The organism is Argonema antarcticum A004/B2, assembly GCF_023333585.1.
Classification (GTDB): Bacteria; Cyanobacteriota; Cyanobacteriia; order Cyanobacteriales; family Aerosakkonemataceae; genus Argonema; species Argonema antarcticum.
On record NZ_JAIQZN010000105.1, the window covers coordinates 1 to 24,519 of the forward strand.

Here is a 24,519-nt window from a genome sequence, read left to right on the forward strand (position 1 = left end):
GTTTTACAGGGTCTAATCCCTGTAAGTGATGCTATGTAACCCTTTTAGGCTATTTTTACATCACAACGAATCGCACTTATTCTCTCCATGTGCGTGCCACGCCTTGTCGGCGTCTTCCACCATTTGATAAATAGTGCCGTTTTTATCAACAATATAGTGTGCGGAAACCTGGGATTGAGAATTTTGATACCAACTAATTGTGCTGGCTACGTTAGCCACATTTGTGTAATGATTGATGACCCGCTTGATTTTTTCGCCGTTGCGGCTAGAAAAATTCGGCGAGGCCACCCATTTTACTTCAGGCTTAATTGCTGCTGAAGTACTGGGTGAATTAGGGGCAAAGTCCCCTAGTTCATCAGTCGCAATGAGCGATGGTTTTGGTTTGTCTTTTGAGGCAAAGCTGAACTTATTCGCGACATTCGGATCGAGAATTTTTTGCAGTTGCGCTACCTGCATTTGGGTATCCCATTTTTGAATCGCTTTATTGCCATACATTAAAAATACAGTGCCATCTTCAAAAATTTCAAACCACATTTTATTGACCTCTAAATGAAGTAATTTCGATCGCATTTAACACATAATATAAAAATATTATGTGTTAAATGCACTACTTACACTAAGCTGCATTTAACTGCTCTGGGGACGATCGTGACATGGGGACACGGAGAATCCCGGCGACACGGTATAGTCATACCATACTTGCTCCATCCGATCGGGAGAAAGTTTTTGCGCGATCGCAGCCCTAACTTTGAAGGTTTTCTATCAGAAGTAGGAATCGGAAAGCTCCGAATAGCTGTACCTTGACAATAAAGAGCTAGCAAGTGATTTATGCAGATTAATACTCCAGATTGGGTCAAACACGCTGTTTTCTACCAAATTTTTCCAGATCGCTTCGCCAGAAGCAAGCAGCCTCACAAGCGGCTGTTGAAGAATGCCTCTTGGGAAGCCTGGGACGAGATGCCAACGCTGCAAGGCTACAAGGGCGGCGATTTGTGGGGTGTGATAGAACAACTGGATTATTTGCAGGATTTGGGGATTAACGCGATTTATTTTACCCCCATTTTTCAATCGGCTAGCAATCATCGTTACCACACTCACGATTATTACCTGGTCGATCCGATGTTGGGGGGAAATTCGGCTTTTAAAGAATTGCTAGATGCAGCCCACCAACGCAATATCAAGATTGTTCTGGATGGGGTGTTTAACCACGCCAGTCGCGGCTTTTTCTTTTTCCACGACATCTTGGAAAATGGCCCCCATTCTCCTTGGTTGGATTGGTTTAAAATTGAAGGCTGGCCGGTATCTGCTTACAATGGTGAGTTCCCTGCTAATTATATCGGTTGGGGTGGAAATCGGGCGCTGCCAGAGTTCAATCACGAGAATCCCGAAGTGCGGGAATATATCATGGAGATTGCCGAATATTGGATTAAATTCGGGGTTGATGGTTGGCGTTTAGATGTGCCGTTCGAGATTAAAGCACCTGGGTTTTGGCAGGAGTTTCGCGATCGCGTCAAAGCTGTCAACCCCGAAGCCTACATCGTCGGCGAAGTCTGGGGAGACTCCCGCGAATGGCTGGATGGCACCCAATTTGATGGAGTGATGAATTACTTATTTGCCGCACCGACGATCGCATTTACAGCAGGCGATCGCGTTGACATGGAACAAGTACAAGATCGTTCCTACCATCCTTACCCGCCCCTATTTGCCAAACAATACGGCGAAAAGATCGCTCAACTACTAGAATTATACCCCTGGGAAATTCAGCTTACCCAGCTTAATCTGCTAGCCAGTCACGATACAGCACGTCTAATTTCCATTGCGGGAGGCGACAAAGCCAGTGTTGAATTAGCAACGTTGCTGCTACTAACTTATCCCGGTGCAAGCAGCATTTACTACGGCGATGAAGTTGGTTTACCGGGTAAGTTAGATCCAGACTCTCGTCGCGGCTTTCCTATGGAAGCCCACTGGGAACTTGATGTTTTAAAATATCACCAGCAACTCATAAGATTGCGTCATAAATACTCTGCTCTCCGCACGGGTTCCTACCAAATTTTGTATGCTGAGGGAACGGTTTATGTGTTCGCTCGCATTTTAGGATCTGAGGAATTAATTGTTGCCGTTAACATCGGAACTGCACCCGCAAATGCCAGCTTTGAAGTAACAGATCTGCAATTTAAACCTAGCCAAATTTTGTATGGTACTGGCGAAGTATCGTGGAACAATGAGGGAGAATCCAATCAACTAACATTGGATCTTCCACCTCGGAGTGGCTGTATCTTAGGTTAAGTAAATCGGTTAGTCAGATTCCCTGATTGGAGATCCTCCCAACCCCCCTTCAAAAGGGGGGCAGAGGGGCAGAGGAGAAAAGAAATAAAAATGTTCTTAATTATGAACAAAAGCATAACAACTCTTTCGGAGTTGTTAAAAAAAAGTTTAGTTCACAAATCAATTAGGGCTTTTGCTGGTTGCTATATACTTGATTGGTGTATAAATAGTTTATAATAAACCAATTAATAGTATATGTCATCCTCACTAGGTTACGACCCTAGCCTGGATCAACCAATTGATGAAGCAGATCCAGCCCAGCAGTCCCTAAGAGATCGTCAATTGCGGACACTTTTTGAAACAGCCCTAGATGGGATGGCGATCGCAGACGACCAAGGGCGCTACCTAGATGTCAACCCTGCCGCCTGTGAATTATTTGGTCTAGAGAGAGATGAACTTCTGGGACGCTGCATCTTTGAGTTTGCGGAACCGGGGTTGAATTTCCAAGCAGTTTGGCAAGAATTTCAGCAACAAGAAAAAGTGCGCGGTGAGTTCCGCTTAGTGCGGGCCGATGGGGATATTCGCATAGTGGAATATGCGGCGACGGCCAACTTTTTACCCCACCGGCACCTATCCGTGATGCGAGATATTACAGAACGCAAACAAGCAGAGGCACAAGTCCGAGAACTGACACAACAGCTAAATCAGCAAGTTCACCAACCTGTCAGCGAATTAGAACAAACTCAAGCTCAATTACGGGAATCTCAGCAACGACTGGAAAGCATTTTGAGTTCCATTGAGGGAGTAGTGTGGTCAATTCACCCGGAGACTTTTGAGACGATTTACATTAACTCCGCAGTAGAAGAAATATTCGGTTGCTCAGTGGCAGAGTTTTTTGCTAATCCTAACTTCTGGTTTGAAATCATTCATCCCGACGATCAAAGTAACATTGCCAATGTTTTCGCCAGACTCAAAGAAAAGGGGAAAACCAGAACAGAATATCGCATTATTCGCCGCGACGGACAGGTACGCTGGTTGTCTGTTAACTCTTATCTGGTTTATGACGAAACCGGAAAACCGATTCGCATTGATGGCATTACCACAGACATCACCGATCGCAAACAAGCTGAAATAGAGTTAGCCGCCTCTCAAGCCGAATTAATGGCACTATTTAATGCCATGCAAGATGTCATTATTGTGCTGAATTCAGAGGGACGCTATCTAAAAATTGCTCCTAGTTCTGCTCCCCTGTTATACTTACCTTCAAATACAATGTTAGGCAAAACTCTCCACGAAGTCCTCCCCCAAGATGCCGCAGATTTTTTCCTCAATACTATTCACAAAGCTATTATTAATCAATCCCTGATGCCGTTGGAATACTCATTACCTATAGGCGATCGCTTAGTCTGGTTTGATGCTAGTATTTCTCCCATGTCTGAAGATAAAGTTGTTTGGGTAGCTAGAGATATCAGCGATCGCAAACATCAAGAACAATCTCTCCGCTTAATCGTTGAAGGTACAGCGGCAAAAACTGGTGAAGAATTTTTCAAAAGTTGCGTCCAATATCTCGCCCAAGTATTAGAAGTCCGTTATGCTTTCATTGCTGAATTTGTTAACTCAGAAAAAGTGAGCGCGAAAACTCTAGCATTTTGGGCGGGAAATGACTTTGGTGATAATTTTACTTACAATTTAGTCGGGACACCCTGTAACAATGTTTATATTCAAGGTGATTTATGTCGATACCCAAATTCAGTTCAAACCCTTTTTCCCGAAGATAATGATTTAGTCACCCTCCAAGCCCAAAGTTATGCTGGTTTGCAGATTATTGATACTGCTGGAAATCCCTTGGGATTAATCGTAGTTTTAGATACTAAACCGATGGTGCAAAATGTAGAAATGCAGTCAGCCATCTTAAGAATATTTGCCACTCGTGCGGGTGCGGAAATAGAGCGGATAGAGGCGGAAGCAGCAGTCCGTCAATCAGAAATTCAACTGCGGCTGCAATCTGAAGAATTAACAGCAACCCTCAAAAAGTTGCAAAATACTCAAACTCAGTTAATTCAAGCGGAAAAGATGTCAAGTTTGGGACAGTTAGTAGCAGGAATTGCCCATGAAATTAATAACCCCGTGAGCTTTATTTATGGCAATCTTCAACCCGCTGCTGATTATGCCAGTGACTTAATTGAGCTAATTCACCTTTACCAAGAGCATTATTCGACTCCACCCCAGGCAATCTCTGATTTTACAGAAGATATTGACCTTGAGTATCTGATCGCTGATTTTTCTAAGTTGCTAGCATCAATGAAAACAGGAGCCATACGCATCAGTGATATTGTTAAGTCTCTGCGAACATTTTCACGCCTGGATGAAGCGGATTTAAAAGAAATAGATATTCACGAAAATATCGAGAGTACCTTAATCATTTTACAAAATCGCTTGAATAGTTCGACCGGAAAAACCGAAATTTCTGTGGTCAAAAACTATGGAAGTTTACCCTTAATTGAATGTTATGGTGGTTTATTAAATCAGGTGTTTCTGAATTTGTTAGTCAATGCAATTGATGCGATCGAACAACGGCGAAGCAGCCTAAAGTTAACCGAACGTTCAGATTATCTTGGCTGGATTACGATTACTACCTCTATCAATTTAGGAAATCAGGTTTTGATATCCATTCAGGATAATGGTTGTGGGATGAGTCCAGAGATTCAAGAAAAAATATTTAATCCATTTTTTACTACTAAACCTGTCGGGAAAGGTACAGGTATGGGGTTAGCAACTAGCTATCAAATTGTGACGGACAATCATCGCGGTAATTTGCGGTGTTGTTCTACACTCGGAAAAGGGACTGAGTTTAGGATTGAGTTGCCAATTGGCCAGCCGAAATAAAGCGGCTTGCAGCCGAGTCATGGTACACTAAAATGATTTTCTTTCAGGGCGCGACATTTGGGGCGGGTTTAGCAGATAATTTGTGGCTAACGGACAAGAATCATGGCAAAACCCGCCCCTACAATTTACCAGTACCTACCCACTCGCCAGCCGAAATAAGCGATCGCCGACTTTCATAGGTTGCTATACAACTAAGAGCGATCGACTCTTGTAAATCTTACCGCTTCCTCTTTTGTTTGTTCAATAGACCTCTCCAGAAATTAAAGGTGCGTTGCATAGAGCCATTGTAGATGTCTAATCAACTGCTGGCACGAATACCTCGCTTTTGCAGTTCCTGCATGAAAAACTCTTCCAGTGAGGGACGGGCTAGATTTAAAGAGGTTATTTGGGCGTCCATTAGGCGCAGGCTGGCGATAAAATCCTGGAGGTCGCCTTCTAAATGTCCTTTCCAACCGCTTTGGTCAAATTCTAAGTCTGGTATCCATTTTTCCAGAACTTCCCGATTTCCGCCTTTGCCTTTGATGTGGTAGAAGTCAGTGGTGCCGAGAAGATCGTCTAAAGCGCCGATGCAAATCAGTTCGCCTTGGGCGAGGATGGCGATGCGATCGCAAATCATCTCCACATCGGACAAGACGTGGCTGTTGAAGAAAATCGTCTTTCCTTGCTGTTTGAGCGATAAAATAATCTCGCGGATTTGGTAGCGTCCCATCGGGTCAAGTCCAGACATCGGCTCATCCAGAAACACCAATTCTGGGTCGTTGATTAGGGCTTGCGCCATACCAATCCGTTGCACCATCCCTTTAGAATATTGACGCAGTTGTTTTTTCTTGGCGGCAGATTGGGCAAGTCCCACCATATCCAGCAGTTGGGGGATGCGCTCTTTTTGCACGGATTCTGGGATTTCAAATAGTCCTGCTGTCATCTGCAACAATTCCCAGCCGGTTAAATTGTCGTAGTAATAGGCATTTTCGGGCAGATAACCGATTTTTTGCTTGACGGCCCGATCGCCCAACGGCTCTCCCAAAATTGTCCCATGCCCGGAAGTCGATCGCACAATGCCCAGCAGCGTTTTGAGCAGCGTGGTTTTCCCGGCTCCATTTTGCCCCAAAAGACCAAAAGTTTCGCCTTTATAGACGTTGAGGGTGCATTTCTTGAGAGATTCGATTTTTTGATTGAGCCAGAAACCAGTGCGGTAAACCTTGCTCAGGTTATAGGTTTGCACAACTGGTTCGCGTGCAAGTACGATCGCTCCCTCTTGGGTATCTTCAACGAAAGTCATATCAGTTCGGCTATATGCGGTAACTGAGAGTGATTATTTCCTATTTTGCCGGGTTTTGTGTCAGTTGAGAAGTCTGGCATTACTCACCAGATGAGTATTATAAAACATGACTATGACAGATAATTTTTGAAAAAATAGGAGCTTAACCAGCAAATGTGATGTTGAATACATAGTTGGGCTGCTTCACGTTATCTGTGGGGACAGCAGTTTGAGAGCTATCCGTAGGACAGCATTTAGAGTTTGGTGATAAGTTGAGCAATGTTGAGCTAGCATTTCAACCCATGATATTGGAAGTTGCGATTCTTCAGGTTAAACCTCATTTGACTGAAGAATTTGAAGCTGCATTCAAAACAGCCTCAAGGATTATTGTTTCTATGTCAGGCTATATCTCCCATGAGCTTCAACGATGTCTAGAAACTACAAATCGTTATATTCTGCTTGTACGTTGGCAGCAATTAGAAGACCATACGGTTGGATTTCGACAATCGCCAAAATATCAAGAGTGGCGCTCCCTACTCCACCACTTCTACGATCCATTTCCAACTGTGGAGCATTATCAAAGCATTTTGTTTAACTCTGGCTCTGAGTTTTGCCCATAGTAAGCTACTATATCTGCCTCAATAGCATCTTTATTTGCATGATAATAAGCTTAAACTTGTGCTAACGTCAAGTGCGGTCTGGCGTCGGTGATTTCTTCTGGAGTCATCCCCGCCTTGTAATCTATGGCTATGTTTTGGACAGAAATCCTGGTTCCCCCAATTCGAGGACGACCTCCACAGGTTTCTGGAGTTTGGACAATTAGCTTTCCGATCTCGATCGCAGTTGACATATTCACCTCCTGGGAAGTTATCTTATTCTAATTTGCTAGAAAATGCCTGCGGTACTTCACGCCAAAGCCTTCTGCCTGTAAGTTGATATAGCATAGGCTCATATATAGCCAGGATTAGTCCTATGTCTCTAACTGTCGCAGACCTAGAACAATTGCAAACAAAGCTCTCTGAGGAGCATCTGGACTACCAACTCGAACTGGTAGATGGGAAGATTATCGTCATGGGGCCATCAGATATTGTATCGAGCGAAATTGGGGTTGAGTTCAGCAGTCGCTTGCGTGAGTGGGTGAAGCCTCGCAGATTGGGAAGGGTGTTTGACTCCAGCGGTGGGTTTATTATGCCCAATTCAAATCTAACTGCTCCGGATGTTTCATTTGTGAGTGCCGATCGCCTCAAACGCAGCAAACGAGGTTTTGGCGAGTTAGTTCCAGACTTAATAGTAGAGATTAAATCCCAAAGCGATCGCATCAAACCGCTACGAGAAAAAATCGAGTCATTCCTACAAATGGGTGCAAAAGTAGGAATACTAATTGACCCCGATAAACAAACTGTAACTATCTACCGTCCTAATGGCGATCCAGCAGTACTGAATAATGGAGATCTGCTTACCGTCCCAGAACTATTTCCAGGTTGGGAAGTCCCTGTTTCTGAACTGTGGCCTGTTGAATTCGAGTAAGTTTGGGATACTATAGCTAGGGGCTAGGGACTTTCTTGCTAGGGACTAGGGTCAGAAGGGTTTAGAATCCGCCAACGCTTCAGCAATTCATAATGTCCTAACCGACTTTCATCGGTTGCTATAAATATAAGTAAAACTGCAAGGAAACGGATGGATCGCTCAAAAATTATTGCAATTATCACGGGTGCGATTTCCCTAATTCTGGCGATCGCATACTTACTCCTCGTTCAACTGCTAGACTTTCGCGGCCCAATGCAACCCGCCCCCCAAAGCCAAGTACCGCAAACAGTAAGATTTATTTCTTACCTTCCCCCCGTTGCGGGGGGATTGAGGGGGGTAGCAGGGCCAGCCATCTAAACGCTAGTACCCTCTAGCGGGAGGGTCTTGGTAGATTCCAGGTAAATAGCCTTGATCATGTGATAAGCAATCAGTAGCTGTGTCACCGCCAGAGGGTAACTCTGGAGACTTTCCCCAGTTGTCCCGGTTATTCTGCCAATATCGGGGTTGCCTTCTCGGCTACAGAAGGGCAATAAGTCGGGTATTTCGTTACAGATCATCTTCTCTATCTTGCTGACTTGTTCGCTGGTAGCGTGACTATCCACTTCTACAACATCAACAGGTTTACCCATATCGCGATCGAGTTCCAGCCGAATTGCTTGCATCGAATCGACTTTGGTTTGCTCCAAAATCTCAGCAAAACCCGGGTGAGGAATCGTAGGTCTGAGTACCAAGCGCACATTCAAATGCGAACTGTCTTCCCCAGACGCTTCGTTAGGCGGGTAGAAACTGACCACCACATCTGCCCACTGGCGCTGAGGACGGATAAACTGTTCCGAGTCTGGTTCCCGTTTTTCCATTTCAGCGAGAACCTGTTCCGCTGAGTAGCCCCGCTTCATCGTATCGCGCTTAACCTTCCAGTTTGCACGCAGCGATTCCGGCGGTGCTAAGTAGACCTTGACATCGTAGCAATCTCGTGCTAAACGAGTTGAATAACCGAGCAATCCCTCAATAATGACAAATCTGCTGGGCTTGATGTACTGCGGCGGGTCAAACGTACCCGTTTTGTGACTGTAAACTGGCTTGAGAATCGGTTCTCCATCTCGCAGCAATCTGAGGTGCTGCTGCATGATATCTATATAGTTGCAGTCGGGGTGGAGGGCGGTAATGCCGAGTTCGGCACGCTGAGTGCGATCGTAGCGGTGGTAATCATCGGTACAGATAACCGTGACATTATCTGGCCCCAATACCTGAGCAATGCCTTTGGTTAGGGTTGTTTTACCAGCGGCGCTATCGCCAACGATGCCAAGGATAATGGGACGAGAACTCATGGTTTCTGCTCTATGAAAGATCAAAAAATTCTTAATAGGTTTAATTCTAAAACGGTTGGGGGATCAATAGATGACTGGTGTAAGATTAAAAGCGGTTTGAGGAAAAGTTGATGGGGTCATTTGCCTCTAGCGATCGCACCTACGCCATCCTTGGTACTGGTGCTTTAGGCGGGTTCTACGGTGGCTGCTTGCAAAAAGCAGGTTTGGATGTTCACTTCCTGCTGCACAACGATTACGAATATGTAAACAAGTATGGCTTAATCGTCGAGTCAAAACAAGGGGACTTCACACTTCCCCACGTCAAAGCTTACGACGATGTAGAAAAGATGCCGCCTTGCGATGTAGTAGTTGTCGCTCTCAAAACCACCCAAAATCATCTGCTGCCAAAACTTTTGCCTAGTGTGGTAAAAGATAATGGTGTCGTTCTATTGCTACAAAATGGATTGGGCGTGGAAGATGAAGTCGCCCAAATTGTCGGTTCAAAACGGGTTATGGGCGGGTTGTGCTTTCTGTGTTCCAACAAAGTGGGGCCAGGACATATCCGCCACCTCGATTACGGCGAAATAAAGTTAGCTGAATATGCACCCAATTATCAATCTTGTGGCATTACGGAACGAATGCGTCACATTGCCAGTGATTTTGAACTTGCAGGTATTTCGATTAAGTTAGCTGAAGATTTGTTGCTAGCACGTTGGCAGAAATTAGTCTGGAATATTCCCTACAATGGACTTTCTGTAGTTCTCAATGCTAGAACCGATGAGTTGATGGCGGATGTTCACACCCGCGCTTTAGTTGAACAATTGATGTGGGAAGTGGTAGCGGGGGCAAAAAGTTGCGATCGCGCAGCGTCTCCGCAGGAGAATCGCATTATCCCCAATAGCTTCGTTGAACTCATGCTAGACTACACTCTGAAAATGAAGCCGTACCGAACCAGCATGAAAATTGACTATGACGAAAAACGTCCGCTGGAAGTAGAAACAATGTTCGGAAATCCATTACGTTTCGCTCAACAAAAAGGTGTCGATTTACCGAAAATTACCATGCTTTACCAGCAACTGAAATTTCTTGATGCCAGAAATATTAGATAATTAATCCCAGATATGATATCCGGTAGCATTATCTAAAAAATTCCAACTCTTATCTGTGTTCATCTGTGTTCATCTGTCTTCATCTGTGGTAAAAATTTAACCAATGATAAAAACAGATAAACCCAGATGAATCAGATAAAGTATATTAACTTTGGCAATCTAGTCTATTTTTCCAAGCTCGCGATTACCAATCATCGCGCTTAGGAGACGGATTAGTCCAGTCGTCGTACTCAGATTCTGGCTTGAATTCGATTTTTTCTGACTCCTCTTCCTCCTCTTCCTCTTCCGGTTCCGGTGGCGAGTTGTCTGTCAATGGTTTGACTACCTTAGCAATAGCTTCCTGTACAAATGCCTTGACAAATTCATCTTTTCGGTTTAGCTGAAACTGTCGCTGCACCACCTCGGTAATACCGCCATCGCCCCAATCTTGATCGTGACGAAAATATTCAATAAAACTTTTACCCGCAATTCTGGTAATATAAGCAGCAGTAACAGCCTGAATTGCCTTACCGACTAAATAGGTAGCGAGATTTAGCTGAAGTGCCCTTGAAAGTAATTCGATCGCACCTTTAACAATACCTAAACTTGCCAGGGTTTTTCCCAGTGAAAGCGCCAACTCTCTTCCCCGTTCCATATTCAGTTCGCTGCCGTAGATTTTGCCGATTTCTACCACCATTTGGGCATTAACAGCCGCTGTTGCCAGCAAATCTACTACTGGCAAAGGCGTGACAGCAATTACACCCGCACCAATCCATTGAAATCGCTCCACCACTTTATCAGCTTGACGCCGCCGTTGAGCATCGATGAGTTTCCGCGCCTCTTCTCCCAGACGTTGAGATTGCAGTAAAATGTTATCTGCCATCAAGTCGTCGCCCTCTGCCCGCAGAACTATTGCCAGACGGCGGATTAAAGGCATGACGTCTGGTTCGGATTGGAAGAGATCGCCATTTTCCAGTTTGACAGGTTTGGGATTAGCTGCGATCGCAACTATATCCGATGTAGCGATAAACCCTCGGATTCGTTCCCGCAGTCGCGCCTGAATACTTTCCTTATCTTCATCTGTATAAAGGTCAGTTTTGTTGAGAACGAGGAGACTGCGCTTACCGATTTCTGCCAATGCGCGTAACGGTTCGTATTCCGACCTTCGCAAATCATTATCTACCACAAACAACAACAAATCAGCTTCCGTCGCCAACTGACGCGCCAGTTGTTCCCGTTCCGTTCCCGCCACCCCAGCTTCTAAAATCCCAGGCGTATCCGTAATCAGAATTTCCCGTTCAAATCCTTTCAACTTCAGATTATAAGTTTCCCCCACCTCCGTCGTACCCATCGGCGCATTCACCTGTCCTACCATTCTCCCCATCAGCGCATTCACTAGGGAAGTTTTACCCGCCGAACCCGTGCCAAATACTACCACTTGCAGGTTACCGCGAGATAGGGTCGCCTCAATTTCGCGGGATCTCGTGAGTAAAGCTTGTCGCGACACCTCATCCTGAATCTGTTTCACCTGTTTTCGCACAGCGCGAAGAGTTTCTGCTGCTGCTTCCGTTTTCGCTTCCGGGACTTTCGGTTTAATTTTGCGACGGCGCGGCTTATTTTGCGCTTGCCAAAACATCATTCCGTAATAGCCGAAAGCGGCAATTAACATTGCCAGCAGCACAATCAGCAAAAACAGCAGCAAATTGGCTAGCAGGGGTGGCGCTGACCAAGCTATATTGCTGTAGAGGCGAGTTAGAGAGCTAATTAGCCAAATTACCAGCCCCAGGAGTACGGTGAAGCTAGCAACCAGCGGGAGAAGGCGAGACAGACGCATGAACTTGGCAGGGAGTTTTCTGCTGTTTGGAGGCAAAGCCCGTGCAAGTAGGAGTTGCCCAAGGCTCTAAATTCTAGCCTACACCCGCAGCTTGAGTAAGTTATAGCAACTGCCAGGGCGGTTATGACGTTCTGAATTCCTGAAATCCTTGATTCTAGACCCTTCGTCCCCTAGCCCCTAGTCCTTCGTTCACTTCTTTTTTGGGTGTCTAAATCTGCGCTATCAAGACCGAAAGATTTTAAAACTTAGATTATCTTAGAGGCGATCTGGGCTGGTGCCCAGATCTGGTTTTATTAGATCGCACCCTATATCACTACGGCTTCAGTACTGGCGTGCTGAAGGCTACTAAGCCTCAATCTCAGTCGTCTTTCGGGCCAAAAACCATCTGTAAAATCATCTGCTCTCCGCCTTCTCGGTGATGTCGATCGGCCCATTGGCGGATGACCTCATCGAGTTCCTCTAAGGCCCGATCGACGCGATCGAGCGGAATATCCAACTCCTCCAAAAGTCTCATCACATAGCGCTGTCGCTCTTGCCAACCTTTCATCAGACGGAAATACCTGGCCGTATCCTCAACCATGATGAAAGTGCGCTCCTCATCGTCTGAGGGCGAGTAAGAAGCGCGGGTGAGGGCGTAGAAAGGCAGCCCCCAAGGACAATCTATCCGCGTCACCGTCCCGGCGTAGATCAGGCGACGCTTGATATGCTCTGCCAAAGCTTCACTCAAAGGCACTCGCCGTTCCAGTGGCAAATCTTCCTGAGAGCGGTTGTGAAGAAATTCGATCAATTCCATGAATTGAAAGGAGTTGATCAGTTGAGCGTCCGGCAGAAGAGGGGGTAGTTTTTCCTCAATCTGCCGTTTCTCCTCGGATGTGAGGCTAGTACCGGAAATGCGCGATCGCCCTGGCATCCACGGATACTGTTCCATCCAGACATAAGGAAACTGAATCAAATAGCGGGGCTCCTGAGAACCCAGCATTTTCAACAGCTTACCTTCAGTCAGAGCTTCTCTGACTTCCTCAACTATTGCCTTCACCCGTTTCGGCTCAATATGGTGCAAATGACCTGTCATTCGCAGGTTTTGGCCCTGCTCCAGATAGGTCATGTAAATGGCGCATTTTGCCGCTGTCGCCGCTGCATCTAGAAACGCCCCATGCCGATGCCCACTCGTTCTCATGGCACTAAAGGCCAGATAAAGCATGATCTGATCCATTGCACTAGGGCTGAGGCGTTTGATCAGATCGAGGTCATTGCTCATGTTAGTAGGGATGGTATCATTGTGATACAAAATTTTGAGGCACGGACGATCATTTCACGCTGCGGATAGCCAGACCTTTCAAGCTATTTGTAGAACACATTTAGCTTAAAGCCTACCGATGCGGCAAAAATGAAATGATTGCTTTCCCGCACTCATTATTTCTTGTTTTACGACTTTTAAGTCAAGTTTAAGACGAACCCTGCTTTCCAAAATTTAGCCCATCTAGGGGGAGTAAGCCCACTCATCGGCTAAATGACTTACCCAGATCTCTCCCCAACCCCCCTTTTGGGGTGTGGTCAAAATTTGTGATGGGGGGACAAGGGGGACAAGGGGGACAAGGGGGACAAGGAGGACAGGGGGGACAAGGAGGACAGGGGGGACAAGGAGGACAGGGGGGACAAGGAGGACAAGGAGGACAAGGAGGACAGGGAGGACAAGGAGGACAAGGAGGACAAGGAGGACAAGGAGGACAGGGAGGACAGGGGGGACAAGGAGGACAAGGAGGACAAGGAGGACAAGGAGGACAAGGAGGACAGGGAGGACAGGGGGGACAAGGAGGACAAGGGGGCAAGGGGGACACTTTAAGCCAACCAACTACATATCCTACATATCACCGCACCCCTTACCTTGAGGGGCTAACAGCGGCTTTCAGGTTGGCTCTCTAAGCTATTTGAGCAGAGAAGCAGAGGAATAAAAATGTTATTTTTTTCAACAAAAGCATAACCACTCCGAAAGAGCCATTTTTGTAGCTAAGGCTAAGAAAAATTGCGATCGCCTATCGATATCTGCTGATTTGACAGGCTTCGCTGCATAAAAGTGGATAAGTTTTCAGGCTTGGCTGTCTGTAAAGTAAAGGATATCAACCGCGATCGCTTTGTGAACAATCAGAGCTTTACAGCGGAACAAAGCAAATTATCTACAACCCATTCTGCCGCTGCCTCGATGGCAATTTGCATCAGCTATGAAGTTTCGATCCAAAGGGAGTCTTTGGGATACAAATTGTTCCGAACTGTTAAAATCCAAAGTCTTGGTTGAGCGATTCCCAAGGTCTTGGGAAATAGGAGTGAAGAGAACCAAGAATAAACTCATCCAAATAGTAGAACTCTGATGTACCATAAAAAATCGTTGTGTCTGCGTCTCTAATTCCTCTTACAGACACTCAGATTTCTCATCAGGACAAATTTTCAGCAGTTATCCTAAAATTCGTTTAGCTGAAAACTTAGATCGGTTTTTACGTACTGATTTAACTCAGTTTTAAACTCTATGAATTACGCATTTCAACAGAGAAATGAGATGAGAATGTATAAGCAGCTTAGGAGGACAAGGGGGACTCTTTATGCCAACCAAATACATATCACCGCACCCCCGTCCAACCTCCCTCGAAGAAGTCAAAAAGGGGGGAGAAATACAGAGAAATACTTCCGTGACCCCTACTCCCCCTCAACGGTTCTACTGTCCGGCTTTACACTGGTAGCAGATCTACTAATCTTTTCCACATTCAGAACCTGCCACTGCCGCAATCCTTACGCAATGTGCCCTACAGGGCAGCAAAATGGTAAAGTTTAATATCGGTGGGCAAAAGTAAGGATAGGTATGAAAGCACAGGTATTTAGAGGCGTCAACCAGCTGAGCTACGAAGAGGTGCCAATACCGCAACTGGAAGCGGATGAGGTGCTGGTACAGGTGCGGGTGGTCGGTTTGTGCCAGTCAGATATCAAAAAGATTCGCTATCCGCTTTACGAACCACCGCGCATCTTCGGACACGAAACTGCTGGTGTTATTTCGGCTGTGGGAGATGGAGTCAAAAACATTCAGGTGGGACAGCGAGTTGTGGTGATGCACCACATCCCCTGTATGCACTGCGAATACTGTCTGAATGACAATTTCTCGATGTGCAATGTTTACAAGAACATCACTACAACGGCTGGGTTTGCTCCCAGCGGTGGCGGCTTTGCGGAATATGTAAAGGTTCCGGGTCACATTGTTCGCAATGGTGGATTGATTTCGATTCCAGATGAGGTGACTTTTGAGCAGGCTAGTTTTGTTGAGCCTACTAACTGTTGCCTTAAGGCGGTTAAAAAAGCTCAAGTTAGTCCGGGTCAAACTGTGCTGGTGACTGGTGCTGGGCCGATCGGTCTGATGTTCGTGATGTTGGTAAAATATTTTGGAGCTAGGGCTATAGCTACAGACCTCCTGCCATCCCGAATCGAGAAAGCCCTGGCTGTGGGGGCAGAAGCTGCGTTTGATGCCCGCGACCCAGAGTTACCGGCCAAACTAAAAGCACTGACGGGAGGTATGGGGGTTGATACTACTCTCCTAGCTGTTCCCAGCGAAAAAGCTTTTTTCCAAGCACTCGATTGCACGCGCAAGGGTGGCAAAATTCTGTTTTTTGCTGAGTTCCCCGATGAGGTGGAAATTCCCATCAATCCCAATATCCTCTATCGTCGCGAAATTGACTTGATGGGCAGTTATAGTTCTTCGTACCGGGTTCAATCTCTGGCAACTGATATTGTGTTCAATCGGCGAATTGATGTGGATGCTTTGATTAGCGATCGCTATCCTCTTAAAAATCTAGCTCAAGCTGTGGAACAAGCGATCGCGCCAAACCCGGAAACCTACAAGATTTTGATTTACCCTTGACCTATCTAGTAGTTTTTAAGTTAGTGAGATACAGCATTTGGAAGAGTGGGAGAGTGGGAGAGTGGGAGAGTGGGCTAAAAATCCTGTACCTCATCCAAGCGCTTTCCTGCTATAGCTAAATCATTCCCTTTCTTATTCCAGCGCCTGTAGGACAGTGCTGTGGTAGGATATGGCTATTCCTTGGCTTTTCTTTTCCTCCTTCTAAAGTCTGATATCCTGTACGTATTATTTCTTTGTTCCTCTAACTTCTGGCATATACCTATAGATATGGAAAAATCAGCCCCTACCCGTGGGCAATTAGAGCGAACCCTCTCACAGCGTATCCAGGCTTTATATCGCGATCGGCTGGGCCATCAGCCCAGTCAAGTGACTTGTCAGATTTTGGATGCAAAAATTATCATAATTTTAGAGGATGCAGTTACCCAACCTGAGCAAGTTCTGGTGAACAGCGGTCAACAAGAGTTGGCCGAACAGGTACGATCGGATTTAAATGCGGCAATTCAACCACAACTCAAGGAATTGCTTGAGGAAGTTGTGGGAGTTGCCGTAATTGACTTGCTAAGCGATGCTAAATTGGATACAGGCCGTACTGCAACAATTGCTATTTTGGATAGGCAGCCTGAAGTTCGCGATTCTTCTGCTAGCTCGAAGCGCCAGAAATAAAGCCTGTTTATTTGAGATAGCGGCAGAGAATAAGTTCCAAATCATCAACTACATAAGGCTTAGTAATGTAATCATTACAACCAGCCGCTAGAATGTTTGTCCGGTCTTCTGCTCTTGCTAACGCGGTGACTGCTATGATTGGAATCTTCTTTGTGCGGGTATCTTCCCTGAGACGAGTGACAATCTCTATACCGTTAATGTCGGGCAGCATAATATCAAGCAAGATGAGATCTGGCAGATATTTTTGTGCTAAAGCTATAGCCGTCTCGCCGGTGTCAGCAGTGATGAAAGCGCAGCCAATCAGCTCCAGCGTAAAACCGATCAGCACTAAATTATCTTCATTGTCATCGACAGCTAAAACTAATGGCCTTTGGGCAACAAGCCGATCGCTGCTGCCAAGAGAAAATTCCATATCCATTCTCTGTTCAGGGAAAGTTTTTGATTGGTTGTTGCAAGCTTCGGCGTAAGATTGAACGAGGCATTCCTCAAGCGGCAAGATCAAAGTTTAGTCCTTATCTTCTCTCGGTAAAAGGGGGACTGAGGGTGTGGCGCTTGAAAGGGATTGGCCCGTGTAAAAGTATGAAGCATGAACATACTCTTGCGGGTGAGCTGGTCAGCTATTCTGAAGCCTGAAGACTTCCGAATTATGCTTGAAGCCATCGTGCTTCAGCCGGGGTTTGCTGACATTCGTAATGCTAGCTAATCAAGATATTTTAGTCTAAAAAAGTCAAAAAATGAATATTTTGACCGAAAATAATCTCCCATCAAGATAATCTTGCAAATATAGCAACCGCCAGGGCGGTTAAGACATTCTTAATTCTTGAAACGTTGGCGGATTCTAAACCCTTCTTCCCCTAGTCCCTAGCACTCTTAGCCCCTAGTCCCTAGCTATACATCAAATAATCGTTTCTGGTTCATAGTTTATGGTTATAGCAGTAAACTACCCGCCGTATAGTCGGTAGCCCAGATTATAGCGGCGGATGTCTGCGCTGTTTAGTAAATACTTCTTTTGGTTCATTTTTGAAATTGTGTCGGCTGTTACGCTCAAAGTAGACAGCTAACATTATGCCGCTGTTCCTAAAGTGAGGTCTATGGATAAGCCGAGATCCAAGCTGACACGACAGCAACTAAGCTGCTACGCATTTAATTTGTATGTTTAGCGGGAGTGGGAGAGTGGGGGAGTGGGGGAGTGGGAGAGGAATTGAAGGTTTGATTGCCGGATTAGAAATATCCGAATTAGATGCGTGTTAGCTTAGAACAAGTTTTTTCGCAACGCATCCAGTATTTGTACCGCAATCTAGTAGGAAGGACATCAGTCTGCGAAAGTAACTTGCCAGCTGTTTGATAACAAACTGGCGATCGTCTTGGAGAATGCGATCTCCCGTCCTGTACAACTTCTAGCGGAGAACGATCGCCTAAATTTGGCCCAACAAGTAAGATCGAATGTTGACGCCGCCATTAAGCCACAGTTTGTGCAGGTAATTGAAGAAATTCTCCACATACCTGTGGTTGACCTGCGGATCGCTACTACCATAGAAACTGGTCGTACCGGCATTATCGCCGTTTTGGATGTCTCGCCTAGATTTAGCGATGTCGCTGTCCCACCCCAAGTCAAACCAGACATGGTGTGCGTAGATAACGATAAATGACTTTTTCTAGGTCGTCAAGCATATACGGTTTGCTGAGGTAGCCGTCGCAACCGGCGGCCAAAATGCGATCGCATTCTTCTTCTCTTGCTAAAGCTGTGACTGCTACCACGGGAATTGTTTTTGTTTGCCAATGTTGCTTGAGGCGATCGATCACCTCAAAACCATTCAAGTCAGGCAGAACAATATCCAACAAGATTATATCGGGGCGGTAAAGCTGAGCTAACGATATAGCTGTTTCGCCATCTGCGGCAACGATTGGGGAGCAATTCAAGAATTGTTCAACAGCCAGGGAAACCAGCAGTAAGTTGTCTTCATTGTCATCCACAACCAAAATTACTGGGCGGGAAGCATTAGGCGAGAGAGTATTATTCAAGGAGAGTTGCATATCATCCATGCTCTGTTTTCAGGGGAAACTGTAAATCAGGGAGATTGTTCTCTGAAAAAGAGTGGACGAGGCATTCACCAAGCGGCACTAATGACAATTTGTGACTCTGACATCCCCACGAATAAGAATTTTTGCTTATCTTCCCCATTAACTAAAGCCTGCTCTTTTTTCTCCCAAAGCTAGAGGGGGGATAGAGGCGGCAGCAAATAAAGGGGGGGTGGGGACCTGCGGTGGCGCTTGTAATGGATTGGCTCGCATTGATTCCACAGTTTTTGGTCTTCCTCGTTCGCTTAGAGGCAGTGTAGCTCCAGGAAAGTGGTAGCAGCACATATCTGTAAGCTAAATTAATTCAGGCCAAAAAATATTTAATTCTTTATTAAATCTTACCACATTGAGATGGCAAAAGTTTAAAATGACGCATTTATAGCGGCAAAGCGCTTGGATGAGGGACAAGATTTTTGGCCTAATCCTGGTCTTGGCAAGACCAGGATGGCAGGGATGGGCTACCAATTTAAACCGAGTGTGAAACAATAATAGTAGATGGGGATCGAATCATCTTAGATTTTGAATGAGAATTTGAATCTAAAACCGACATAATTACGCGGGTAGCTCGGTAGGTGAGGCGGGAAGTCTCAGGGGCTACCCCAATCTATTTGTGGAACTGGAGATCGAAACAATGGGTATCGCCACGATAAACCCGGCAACGGGAGAAACGCTTCAAAGCTTTGAGCCGCTGACGGAAGCGGAAATAGAAGCGAAACTGGATCTGGCAGAAAAGGCGTTTGTGGATTACCGCAAGACGACAATAGGACAAAGAGCCGAGTGGATGAATGAAGCAGCTCGAATTTTAGAGCGAGATCGCGAAAATTTTGCCAAAATCATGACGCTGGAGATGGGTAAGCCGATTAAGGCTGCGATCGCGGAAGTTGAAAAATGTGCCTTGGTATGTCGATACTACGCCGATCGGGCTGCCGAATTTCTGGCCGATGTCCCGGCTGCCACCGACGCCAGCCAAAGCTTTGTCCGATACGAGCCGCTAGGTGCCATTTTAGCCGTCATGCCCTGGAATTTCCCCTTTTGGCAAGTATTTCGGTTTGCCGCACCAGGACTGATGGCGGGGAATGTAGGATTGCTCAAACACGCATCCAACGTGCCTCAGTGTGCTTTGGCAATTGAGGAGATTATGAAACAAGCTGGTTTTCGGGCCGGAGTGTTTCAAACCTTGTTGGTGGGGTCTGACAAAGTTGCTGGTATAATTGCCGACGATCGCGTCAAAGCTGCCACCCTGACTGGCAGCGAGGCAGCTGGTGCGTCTCTCGCCGCTGCTGCGGGTAAACATATTAAAAAAACTCTCCTGGAATTGGGTGGAAGCGATCCGTATATTGTCCTGGAAAGTGCTGATTTGGAAGCTGCGGTTTCGACTGGTGTGGCGGCGCGGATGTTGAATAACGGACAATCTTGCATTGCGGCGAAACGCTTTATCTTACACGAAGCGATCGCAGATGAATTTGAAAAACGTTTCCTAGCCAAATTCCAAGCCTTAAAAATTGGCGATCCCATGAATCCAGAAACAGATCTTGGCCCCCTGGCTACCCCAGATATCCTTCAAGATCTAGATAGGCTAGTACAAGAGTGTCTTGAAAAAGGAGCAAAAGTGCTTACTGGTGGAAAACCTTTGTCCGATCGTCCGGGAAACTTTTATCCTGCGACAATTTTGACAGACTTCGTACCGGGCAGCCCAGCCGAGAGCGAAGAGTTTTTTGGCCCAGTGGCACTCTTATTCAGGGTAGCGAATATTGACGAGGCGATCGCACGCGCTAATGCAATTCCTTTTGGACTGGGAGCCAGTGCCTGGACTACAGTAGAGAAAGAACGCGATCGTTTAATTTCGGAACTAGAAGCGGGTGCAGTATTTATCAACAGCCTAGTAAAATCCGATCCGCGTCTGCCTTTTGGAGGCATCAAACGTTCTGGATACGGACGAGAACTGGGTGTTCAAGGAATTCATGAATTTGTAAACATTAAAACCGTTTGGGTGAAATGAAAGTAACCTATGACCAAGAAACTGATTCCATGACAATTACACTGCGCGAAGTTCCCATTAAAGAAAGCGACGAAGTTTACCCTAACGTTATTTTAGATATTGGCTATGATGACGCTATCGTTCGCTTTGAGATTTTGTCAGCATCAAAGGTTGTAGAAAAAATACCGGAAATCCAGGTTCTTGTCAAAGAATAAAACTATATACAATTCAGAGGAAAGTGAGATGAACACAGCCGAACTGTTGGTTCGTTGTCTGGAAAACGAAGGCGTAAAGTACATTTTTGGATTGCCAGGAGAAGAAAATCTTCATGTCCTAGAAGCGATCAGACATTCATCCATTCAATTTATCACTACCCGTCATGAACAAGGTGCCGCCTTCATGGCGGATGTCTACGGTCGTTTGACAGGACAAGCTGGAGTGTGTCTTTCTACGCTGGGGCCAGGTGCCACCAACTTGATGACTGGTGTCGCTGATGCTAACTTAGATGGTGCGCCCCTTGTCGCAATTACCGGGCAAGTGGGAACAGACCGGATGCACAAAGAATCTCACCAATATCTCGATTTGGTCGCCATGTTTGCCCCGGTAACTAAATGGAACGCCCAGATTGTCAGACCCAGCATTGCACCAGAAGTGGTTCGCAAAGCATTTAAAATTGCTCAGACAGAAAAACCAGGGGCAGTTCATATCGATGTGCCGGAAAACATTGCCGCGATGGAGGTAACGGGAGAACCACTCAGCAAGGGAAATTTGGAAAAAACTTTTGCTTCGTTTCGCAGTATTGAGAAAGCGGCAGAACTCATTTCTCAAGCTACCAATCCCTTGATTTTAGTCGGCAATGGAACTATTCGAGGCAACGCCAGTCAAGCTTTGACGGAATTTGCTACCAAACTGAATATTCCTGTTGCGAATACTTTTATGGCGAAAGGTGTGATTCCCTACACCCATCCGCTGGCGTTGTGGGCGGTGGGATTGCAGTTGCGAGATTACATCAATTGTGGGTTCGATCATACAGATTTGGTAATTGCAATCGGTTACGACTTGATTGAATATTCGCCCAAAAAGTGGAATCCCGATGGCAAGATTCCGATTATCCATATTGGCGATACTCATGCAGAAGTTGATAGCAGTTATATTCCCATCGCCGAAGTTGTAGGGGATATTTCGGATTCGCTGGATGAAATTTTGAACCGGGCCGATCGCAAGGACAAACCAGAATCCTATGCGATGGAATTGCGAGATGATATTCGCGCAGATTATGAAAAATATGCTAACGATGATGGTTTTCCCATTAAGCCGCAAAAGCTAGTATACGATCTGCGGCAAGTGATGCGATCGGAAGATATTGTCATCTGCGATGTTGGTGCCCACAAAATGTGGATGGCGCGGCACTATCACTCCGAAGAACCCAATACTTGCATTATATCCAATGGCTTTGCAGCGATGGGAATTGCGATTCCAGGTGCGATCGCAGCGAAGTTAGTCGCACCCGAAAAGAAAGTAGTTGCTGTCACCGGCGACGGGGGATTTATGATGAATTGTCAAGAACTGGAAACTGCCCTCCGTATCGGCACTCCTTTTGTTACCATCATTTTTAATGATGGTGGCTACGGCTTGATTGAGTGGAAACAAGAAAACCAATTAGGTCAATCGGCTTTTGTTAAATTTGGCAATCCAGATTTTGTCAAATTTGCCGAAAGTATGGGACTAAAAGGATACCGAGTGGAATCTACAGCCGACTTCATTCCTATTCTCAAAACAGCCCTCGCCCAAAACGTTCCTGCTGTGATTGATTGCCCGGTTGACTATCGAGAAAACCTCCTTTTTACTCAAAAAGCTGGTGAGTTGAGTTGCGCGATTTAATAGTCATCGATCGGTAGACTGTCGGTTGGGTTAAGCTATCGCTAAACCCAACTTCAGGCGTCTGGTTGTTTTGAAGAAAGCGAAACTGAACTATTTTAGATATAGCAAAGTGCTTCGGCATTCCAAGAGCGTGTTCGGACTATACTCAACTTGCCTGCAAGCAGCGATAATGGAGAGGATACCGTTTTCATTGTCAGAGTGTGGTAGCTATGACTGAGTTACTTGAACGAGCGATCGCCCGATTGAAAACTTTACCTTCTAGTGAGCAAGATGCGATCGCAACGATGATCTTAGACGAACTTGAAGATGAGCGTCGCTGGGATGATTCGTTTGCGCGTTCCCCAAATCTGTTGGCTAAGCTTGCAGCCGAGGCGATGGCTGAACACCGTGCAGGCCAAACTCAAGAGTTAGATCCAGAAACATTGTGAAATCTCGTACAACTACTCAATTTCGTAAGATGTTTGCTGAGCTACCAGAGCAGGTTCAGGAACAAACCCGTGAGGCATATCGGCAATTCAAACAAGATCCAAGTTATCCCAGCTTGCGATTCAAGAAAGTCCATCCCAAATTGCCAATTTATTCTGCACGAATCAACAGAGACTATCGAGTAGTTGGTCAATTAGATGAAGACACTGTAATCTGGTTCTGGGTTGGTTCTCACGCAGAATACGATATGATTCTCGAACAATTATAGACCAGATCATAGTAGTTCATACTGAAGGTGGTTTGAATTATGGAAGCATCAACAACGATTAGAAAAATGATGGCTGGTAACAAAATAGTTGTACCATCCTATCAGCGTGCGTACTCATGGGATACCCCCATTGAGAAGACAAACACGAATACTCAGATTGATGTTTTTCTGTCAGACTTGGAAGAATACAGTAAAAGTAATGCAGATAGTCCTTATTATTTTGGGCACTTTATTTTTGAGGAAAAAAATCAAGAATTTTATGTAATAGACGGGCAACAGCGCCTTACAACCATTGTTATCTTTTTGTCGGCTTTTTTTACAAAGCTGAAAACTATCAGAAATCTGAGCGAGGATGAAGAAATCTGTTATGAAGACATGGTGAAACGGCGCAGTGCTATACGTTTTTCTACGGTGGATTACGACAATCAGTTATTCATCGACTATGTAATCGAACAAACGAAGTGCGATCATAATTGTCTCGATACAGAATCTGCACGCCGTATTGTTAGAGCATTTGATTTCTTCAAGCAACAACTATCGAGCAAACCTGAAGAATATCTGACAAAAATGCTCTCTATAATTAGCGAATCAACTTGTACCACTCATCCTGTTAAAAACGAATCTGAAGCCATTCAGATGTTTATATTCCAGAATGATAGAGGGAAGCAACCCTCTAATCTGGAAATTGTCAAAGCTAAATTTATGTACAACGTGCATCTGTATGGCAATGACGATCAAAATGCGCTGATAGAAGAAATCAAGAATCGTTTTGAAAAAATCTATAAATCAATCTCTTCAATTGAATACAACATTTCTGATGAAGACGATGTTTTACTTTATACCTTAAAAGTCTATTTTAATTCACTTGGGGAAATCAATGCTCTTGATAAAATAAACAAAAATCTATCAAAAGAAACTTCCATTGATTTCATCAAATCCTTTACAACATCACTTTCGAGAAGTTTTGAGCATCTATCCAGTTTTTTTGGCAAACATGAACGCGAGAACTTTGCCATACATTCCTTGATAACACTGATAAAACTTGGAGGGATCGCCATTGCACTTCCGTTTATCATAAAGGCATCTGAAGGGGCGACAACTATAGCTCAAAAGTAGACTGAATAAGCTTTTCGGCTCTTCGACCTCGCTGATAATAAGGTC

General features: G+C 45.4%; 24 protein-coding genes and 1 pseudogene. 17 read left to right on the forward strand and 8 right to left on the reverse strand.

The features are described 5' to 3' along the window. Positions 1 to 60 precede the first annotated feature (60 nt). The gene (locus LAY57_RS29695; RefSeq protein WP_249070786.1) at positions 61 to 534 is read right to left on the reverse strand and encodes an N-acetylmuramoyl-L-alanine amidase; all 474 of its coding nucleotides are present in this window, start codon (positions 532 to 534) and stop codon (positions 61 to 63) included. Positions 535 to 828: 294 nt separating this feature from the next. On the opposite strand from LAY57_RS29695, the gene LAY57_RS29700 reads away from it, so the two are divergent. The 3 genes from LAY57_RS29700 (at position 829) to LAY57_RS29710 (ending at position 5,330) form a co-directional block, all read left to right on the forward strand. Continuing rightward, on the forward strand, positions 829 to 2,286 hold the full coding sequence (locus LAY57_RS29700; RefSeq protein ID WP_249070787.1) for a glycoside hydrolase family 13 protein: 1,458 nt from the start codon (positions 829 to 831) through the stop codon (positions 2,284 to 2,286). Positions 2,287 to 2,520: 234 nt separating this feature from the next. Next, the gene (locus tag LAY57_RS29705; protein WP_249070788.1) at positions 2,521 to 5,151 is read left to right on the forward strand and encodes a PAS domain S-box protein; all 2,631 of its coding nucleotides are present in this window, start codon (positions 2,521 to 2,523) and stop codon (positions 5,149 to 5,151) included. Positions 5,152 to 5,183: 32 nt separating this feature from the next. Next, the gene (locus LAY57_RS29710; RefSeq protein WP_249070789.1) at positions 5,184 to 5,330 is read left to right on the forward strand and encodes a hypothetical protein; all 147 of its coding nucleotides are present in this window, start codon (positions 5,184 to 5,186) and stop codon (positions 5,328 to 5,330) included. A 119-nt stretch (positions 5,331 to 5,449) separates the two neighbouring features. Here the strand turns inward: LAY57_RS29710 and LAY57_RS29715 are convergent, their stop codons facing one another. After that, positions 5,450 to 6,430: an ABC transporter ATP-binding protein gene (locus tag LAY57_RS29715; protein ID WP_249070790.1), complete on the reverse strand. Its 981-nt coding sequence runs from the start codon at positions 6,428 to 6,430 to the stop codon at positions 5,450 to 5,452. Positions 6,431 to 6,711: 281 nt separating this feature from the next. Here LAY57_RS29715 and LAY57_RS29720 point away from each other — a divergent pair, with 281 nt between their 5' ends. Further along, the gene (locus LAY57_RS29720) at positions 6,712 to 7,029 is read left to right on the forward strand and encodes an antibiotic biosynthesis monooxygenase family protein (RefSeq protein WP_249070791.1); all 318 of its coding nucleotides are present in this window, start codon (positions 6,712 to 6,714) and stop codon (positions 7,027 to 7,029) included. 50 nt (positions 7,030 to 7,079) lie between these two features. Here LAY57_RS29720 and LAY57_RS29725 read toward each other — a convergent pair whose 3' ends face one another. Continuing rightward, positions 7,080 to 7,259 carry a DUF433 domain-containing protein gene (locus LAY57_RS29725; RefSeq protein WP_249070792.1) on the reverse strand — a complete coding sequence of 60 codons (180 nt, stop codon included), beginning with the start codon at positions 7,257 to 7,259 and terminating at the stop codon, positions 7,080 to 7,082. Positions 7,260 to 7,381: 122 nt separating this feature from the next. On the opposite strand from LAY57_RS29725, the gene LAY57_RS29730 reads away from it, so the two are divergent. Then, positions 7,382 to 7,936, forward strand: a complete 555-nt coding sequence (locus LAY57_RS29730; protein WP_249070793.1) for a Uma2 family endonuclease — start codon at positions 7,382 to 7,384, stop codon at positions 7,934 to 7,936. 150 nt (positions 7,937 to 8,086) lie between these two features. Further along, positions 8,087 to 8,293, forward strand: coding sequence for a hypothetical protein (locus tag LAY57_RS29735; RefSeq protein ID WP_249070794.1), 207 nt, complete (start codon positions 8,087 to 8,089; stop codon positions 8,291 to 8,293). Here the strand turns inward: LAY57_RS29735 and LAY57_RS29740 are convergent. After that, positions 8,290 to 9,264, reverse strand: coding sequence for a phosphoribulokinase (locus LAY57_RS29740; RefSeq protein WP_249070795.1), 975 nt, complete (start codon positions 9,262 to 9,264; stop codon positions 8,290 to 8,292). The two genes, LAY57_RS29735 and LAY57_RS29740, sit on opposite strands and share 4 nt — an antisense overlap. Before the next feature lie 110 nt (positions 9,265 to 9,374). Between LAY57_RS29740 and LAY57_RS29745 the strand changes: the two genes are divergently transcribed. Then, positions 9,375 to 10,352: a putative 2-dehydropantoate 2-reductase gene (locus tag LAY57_RS29745; RefSeq protein ID WP_249070796.1), complete on the forward strand. Its 978-nt coding sequence runs from the start codon at positions 9,375 to 9,377 to the stop codon at positions 10,350 to 10,352. A 184-nt stretch (positions 10,353 to 10,536) separates the two neighbouring features. Here the strand turns inward: LAY57_RS29745 and LAY57_RS29750 are convergent, their stop codons facing one another. Further along, a complete protein-coding gene (locus LAY57_RS29750; RefSeq protein ID WP_249070797.1) occupies positions 10,537 to 12,165 on the reverse strand; it encodes a YcjF family protein in 1,629 nt (542 codons plus the stop codon). A 358-nt stretch (positions 12,166 to 12,523) separates the two neighbouring features. Beyond that, positions 12,524 to 13,423 carry a heterocyst differentiation master regulator HetR gene (hetR, locus tag LAY57_RS29755; protein WP_249070798.1) on the reverse strand — a complete coding sequence of 300 codons (900 nt, stop codon included), beginning with the start codon at positions 13,421 to 13,423 and terminating at the stop codon, positions 12,524 to 12,526. Between the two features lie 308 nt (positions 13,424 to 13,731). Here hetR and LAY57_RS29760 point away from each other — a divergent pair, with 308 nt between their 5' ends. The 3 genes from LAY57_RS29760 to LAY57_RS29770 all read left to right on the forward strand — a co-directional run bounded on the left by LAY57_RS29760 (position 13,732) and on the right by LAY57_RS29770 (position 16,726). After that, complete coding sequence (locus tag LAY57_RS29760) at positions 13,732 to 14,088, forward strand: hypothetical protein (protein WP_249070799.1); 357 nt, start codon at positions 13,732 to 13,734, stop codon at positions 14,086 to 14,088. 928 nt (positions 14,089 to 15,016) lie between these two features. Further along, complete coding sequence (locus LAY57_RS29765; RefSeq protein WP_249070800.1) at positions 15,017 to 16,063, forward strand: zinc-dependent dehydrogenase; 1,047 nt, start codon at positions 15,017 to 15,019, stop codon at positions 16,061 to 16,063. 267 nt (positions 16,064 to 16,330) lie between these two features. Further along, positions 16,331 to 16,726: a Na-translocating system protein MpsC family protein gene (locus LAY57_RS29770; RefSeq protein WP_249070801.1), complete on the forward strand. Its 396-nt coding sequence runs from the start codon at positions 16,331 to 16,333 to the stop codon at positions 16,724 to 16,726. Positions 16,727 to 16,733: 7 nt separating this feature from the next. Here the strand turns inward: LAY57_RS29770 and LAY57_RS29775 are convergent, their stop codons facing one another. Beyond that, entirely contained in the window at positions 16,734 to 17,138 is a 405-nt protein-coding gene (locus LAY57_RS29775) for a response regulator (RefSeq protein WP_249070802.1), read from the reverse strand. A 907-nt stretch (positions 17,139 to 18,045) separates the two neighbouring features. On the opposite strand from LAY57_RS29775, the pseudogene LAY57_RS29780 reads away from it, so the two are divergent. Continuing rightward, positions 18,046 to 18,375: pseudogene (locus LAY57_RS29780) on the forward strand (Na-translocating system protein MpsC family protein); the annotation flags it as partial. On the opposite strand, the gene LAY57_RS29785 reads toward LAY57_RS29780, so the two are convergent. Then, positions 18,338 to 18,769 (reverse strand): response regulator, encoded by a 432-nt coding sequence (locus LAY57_RS29785; RefSeq protein ID WP_249070804.1) that lies wholly within the window; start codon positions 18,767 to 18,769, stop codon positions 18,338 to 18,340. The pseudogene LAY57_RS29780 and the gene LAY57_RS29785 sit on opposite strands and share 38 nt — an antisense overlap. A gap of 667 nt (positions 18,770 to 19,436) precedes the next feature. On the opposite strand from LAY57_RS29785, the gene LAY57_RS29790 reads away from it, so the two are divergent. From LAY57_RS29790 to LAY57_RS29815, 6 genes are all read left to right on the forward strand, one after another. Beyond that, on the forward strand, positions 19,437 to 20,804 hold the full coding sequence (locus LAY57_RS29790; protein WP_249070805.1) for an NAD-dependent succinate-semialdehyde dehydrogenase: 1,368 nt from the start codon (positions 19,437 to 19,439) through the stop codon (positions 20,802 to 20,804). After that, on the forward strand, positions 20,801 to 20,998 hold the full coding sequence (locus tag LAY57_RS29795) for a DUF2283 domain-containing protein (protein WP_249070806.1): 198 nt from the start codon (positions 20,801 to 20,803) through the stop codon (positions 20,996 to 20,998). Before LAY57_RS29790 ends, LAY57_RS29795 begins: the two co-directional genes overlap by 4 nt. 28 nt (positions 20,999 to 21,026) lie before the next feature. After that, positions 21,027 to 22,664, forward strand: coding sequence for an acetolactate synthase large subunit (locus LAY57_RS29800; protein WP_249070808.1), 1,638 nt, complete (start codon positions 21,027 to 21,029; stop codon positions 22,662 to 22,664). A gap of 209 nt (positions 22,665 to 22,873) precedes the next feature. Beyond that, positions 22,874 to 23,092: a hypothetical protein gene (locus tag LAY57_RS29805; RefSeq protein WP_249070809.1), complete on the forward strand. Its 219-nt coding sequence runs from the start codon at positions 22,874 to 22,876 to the stop codon at positions 23,090 to 23,092. Next, positions 23,089 to 23,358 carry a type II toxin-antitoxin system RelE family toxin gene (locus LAY57_RS29810; protein WP_249070810.1) on the forward strand — a complete coding sequence of 90 codons (270 nt, stop codon included), beginning with the start codon at positions 23,089 to 23,091 and terminating at the stop codon, positions 23,356 to 23,358. The genes LAY57_RS29805 and LAY57_RS29810 overlap by 4 nt, the downstream gene beginning before the upstream one ends. Before the next feature lie 39 nt (positions 23,359 to 23,397). Beyond that, positions 23,398 to 24,474 carry a DUF262 domain-containing protein gene (locus LAY57_RS29815; protein ID WP_249070811.1) on the forward strand — a complete coding sequence of 359 codons (1,077 nt, stop codon included), beginning with the start codon at positions 23,398 to 23,400 and terminating at the stop codon, positions 24,472 to 24,474. Positions 24,475 to 24,519: the final 45 nt, after the last annotated feature.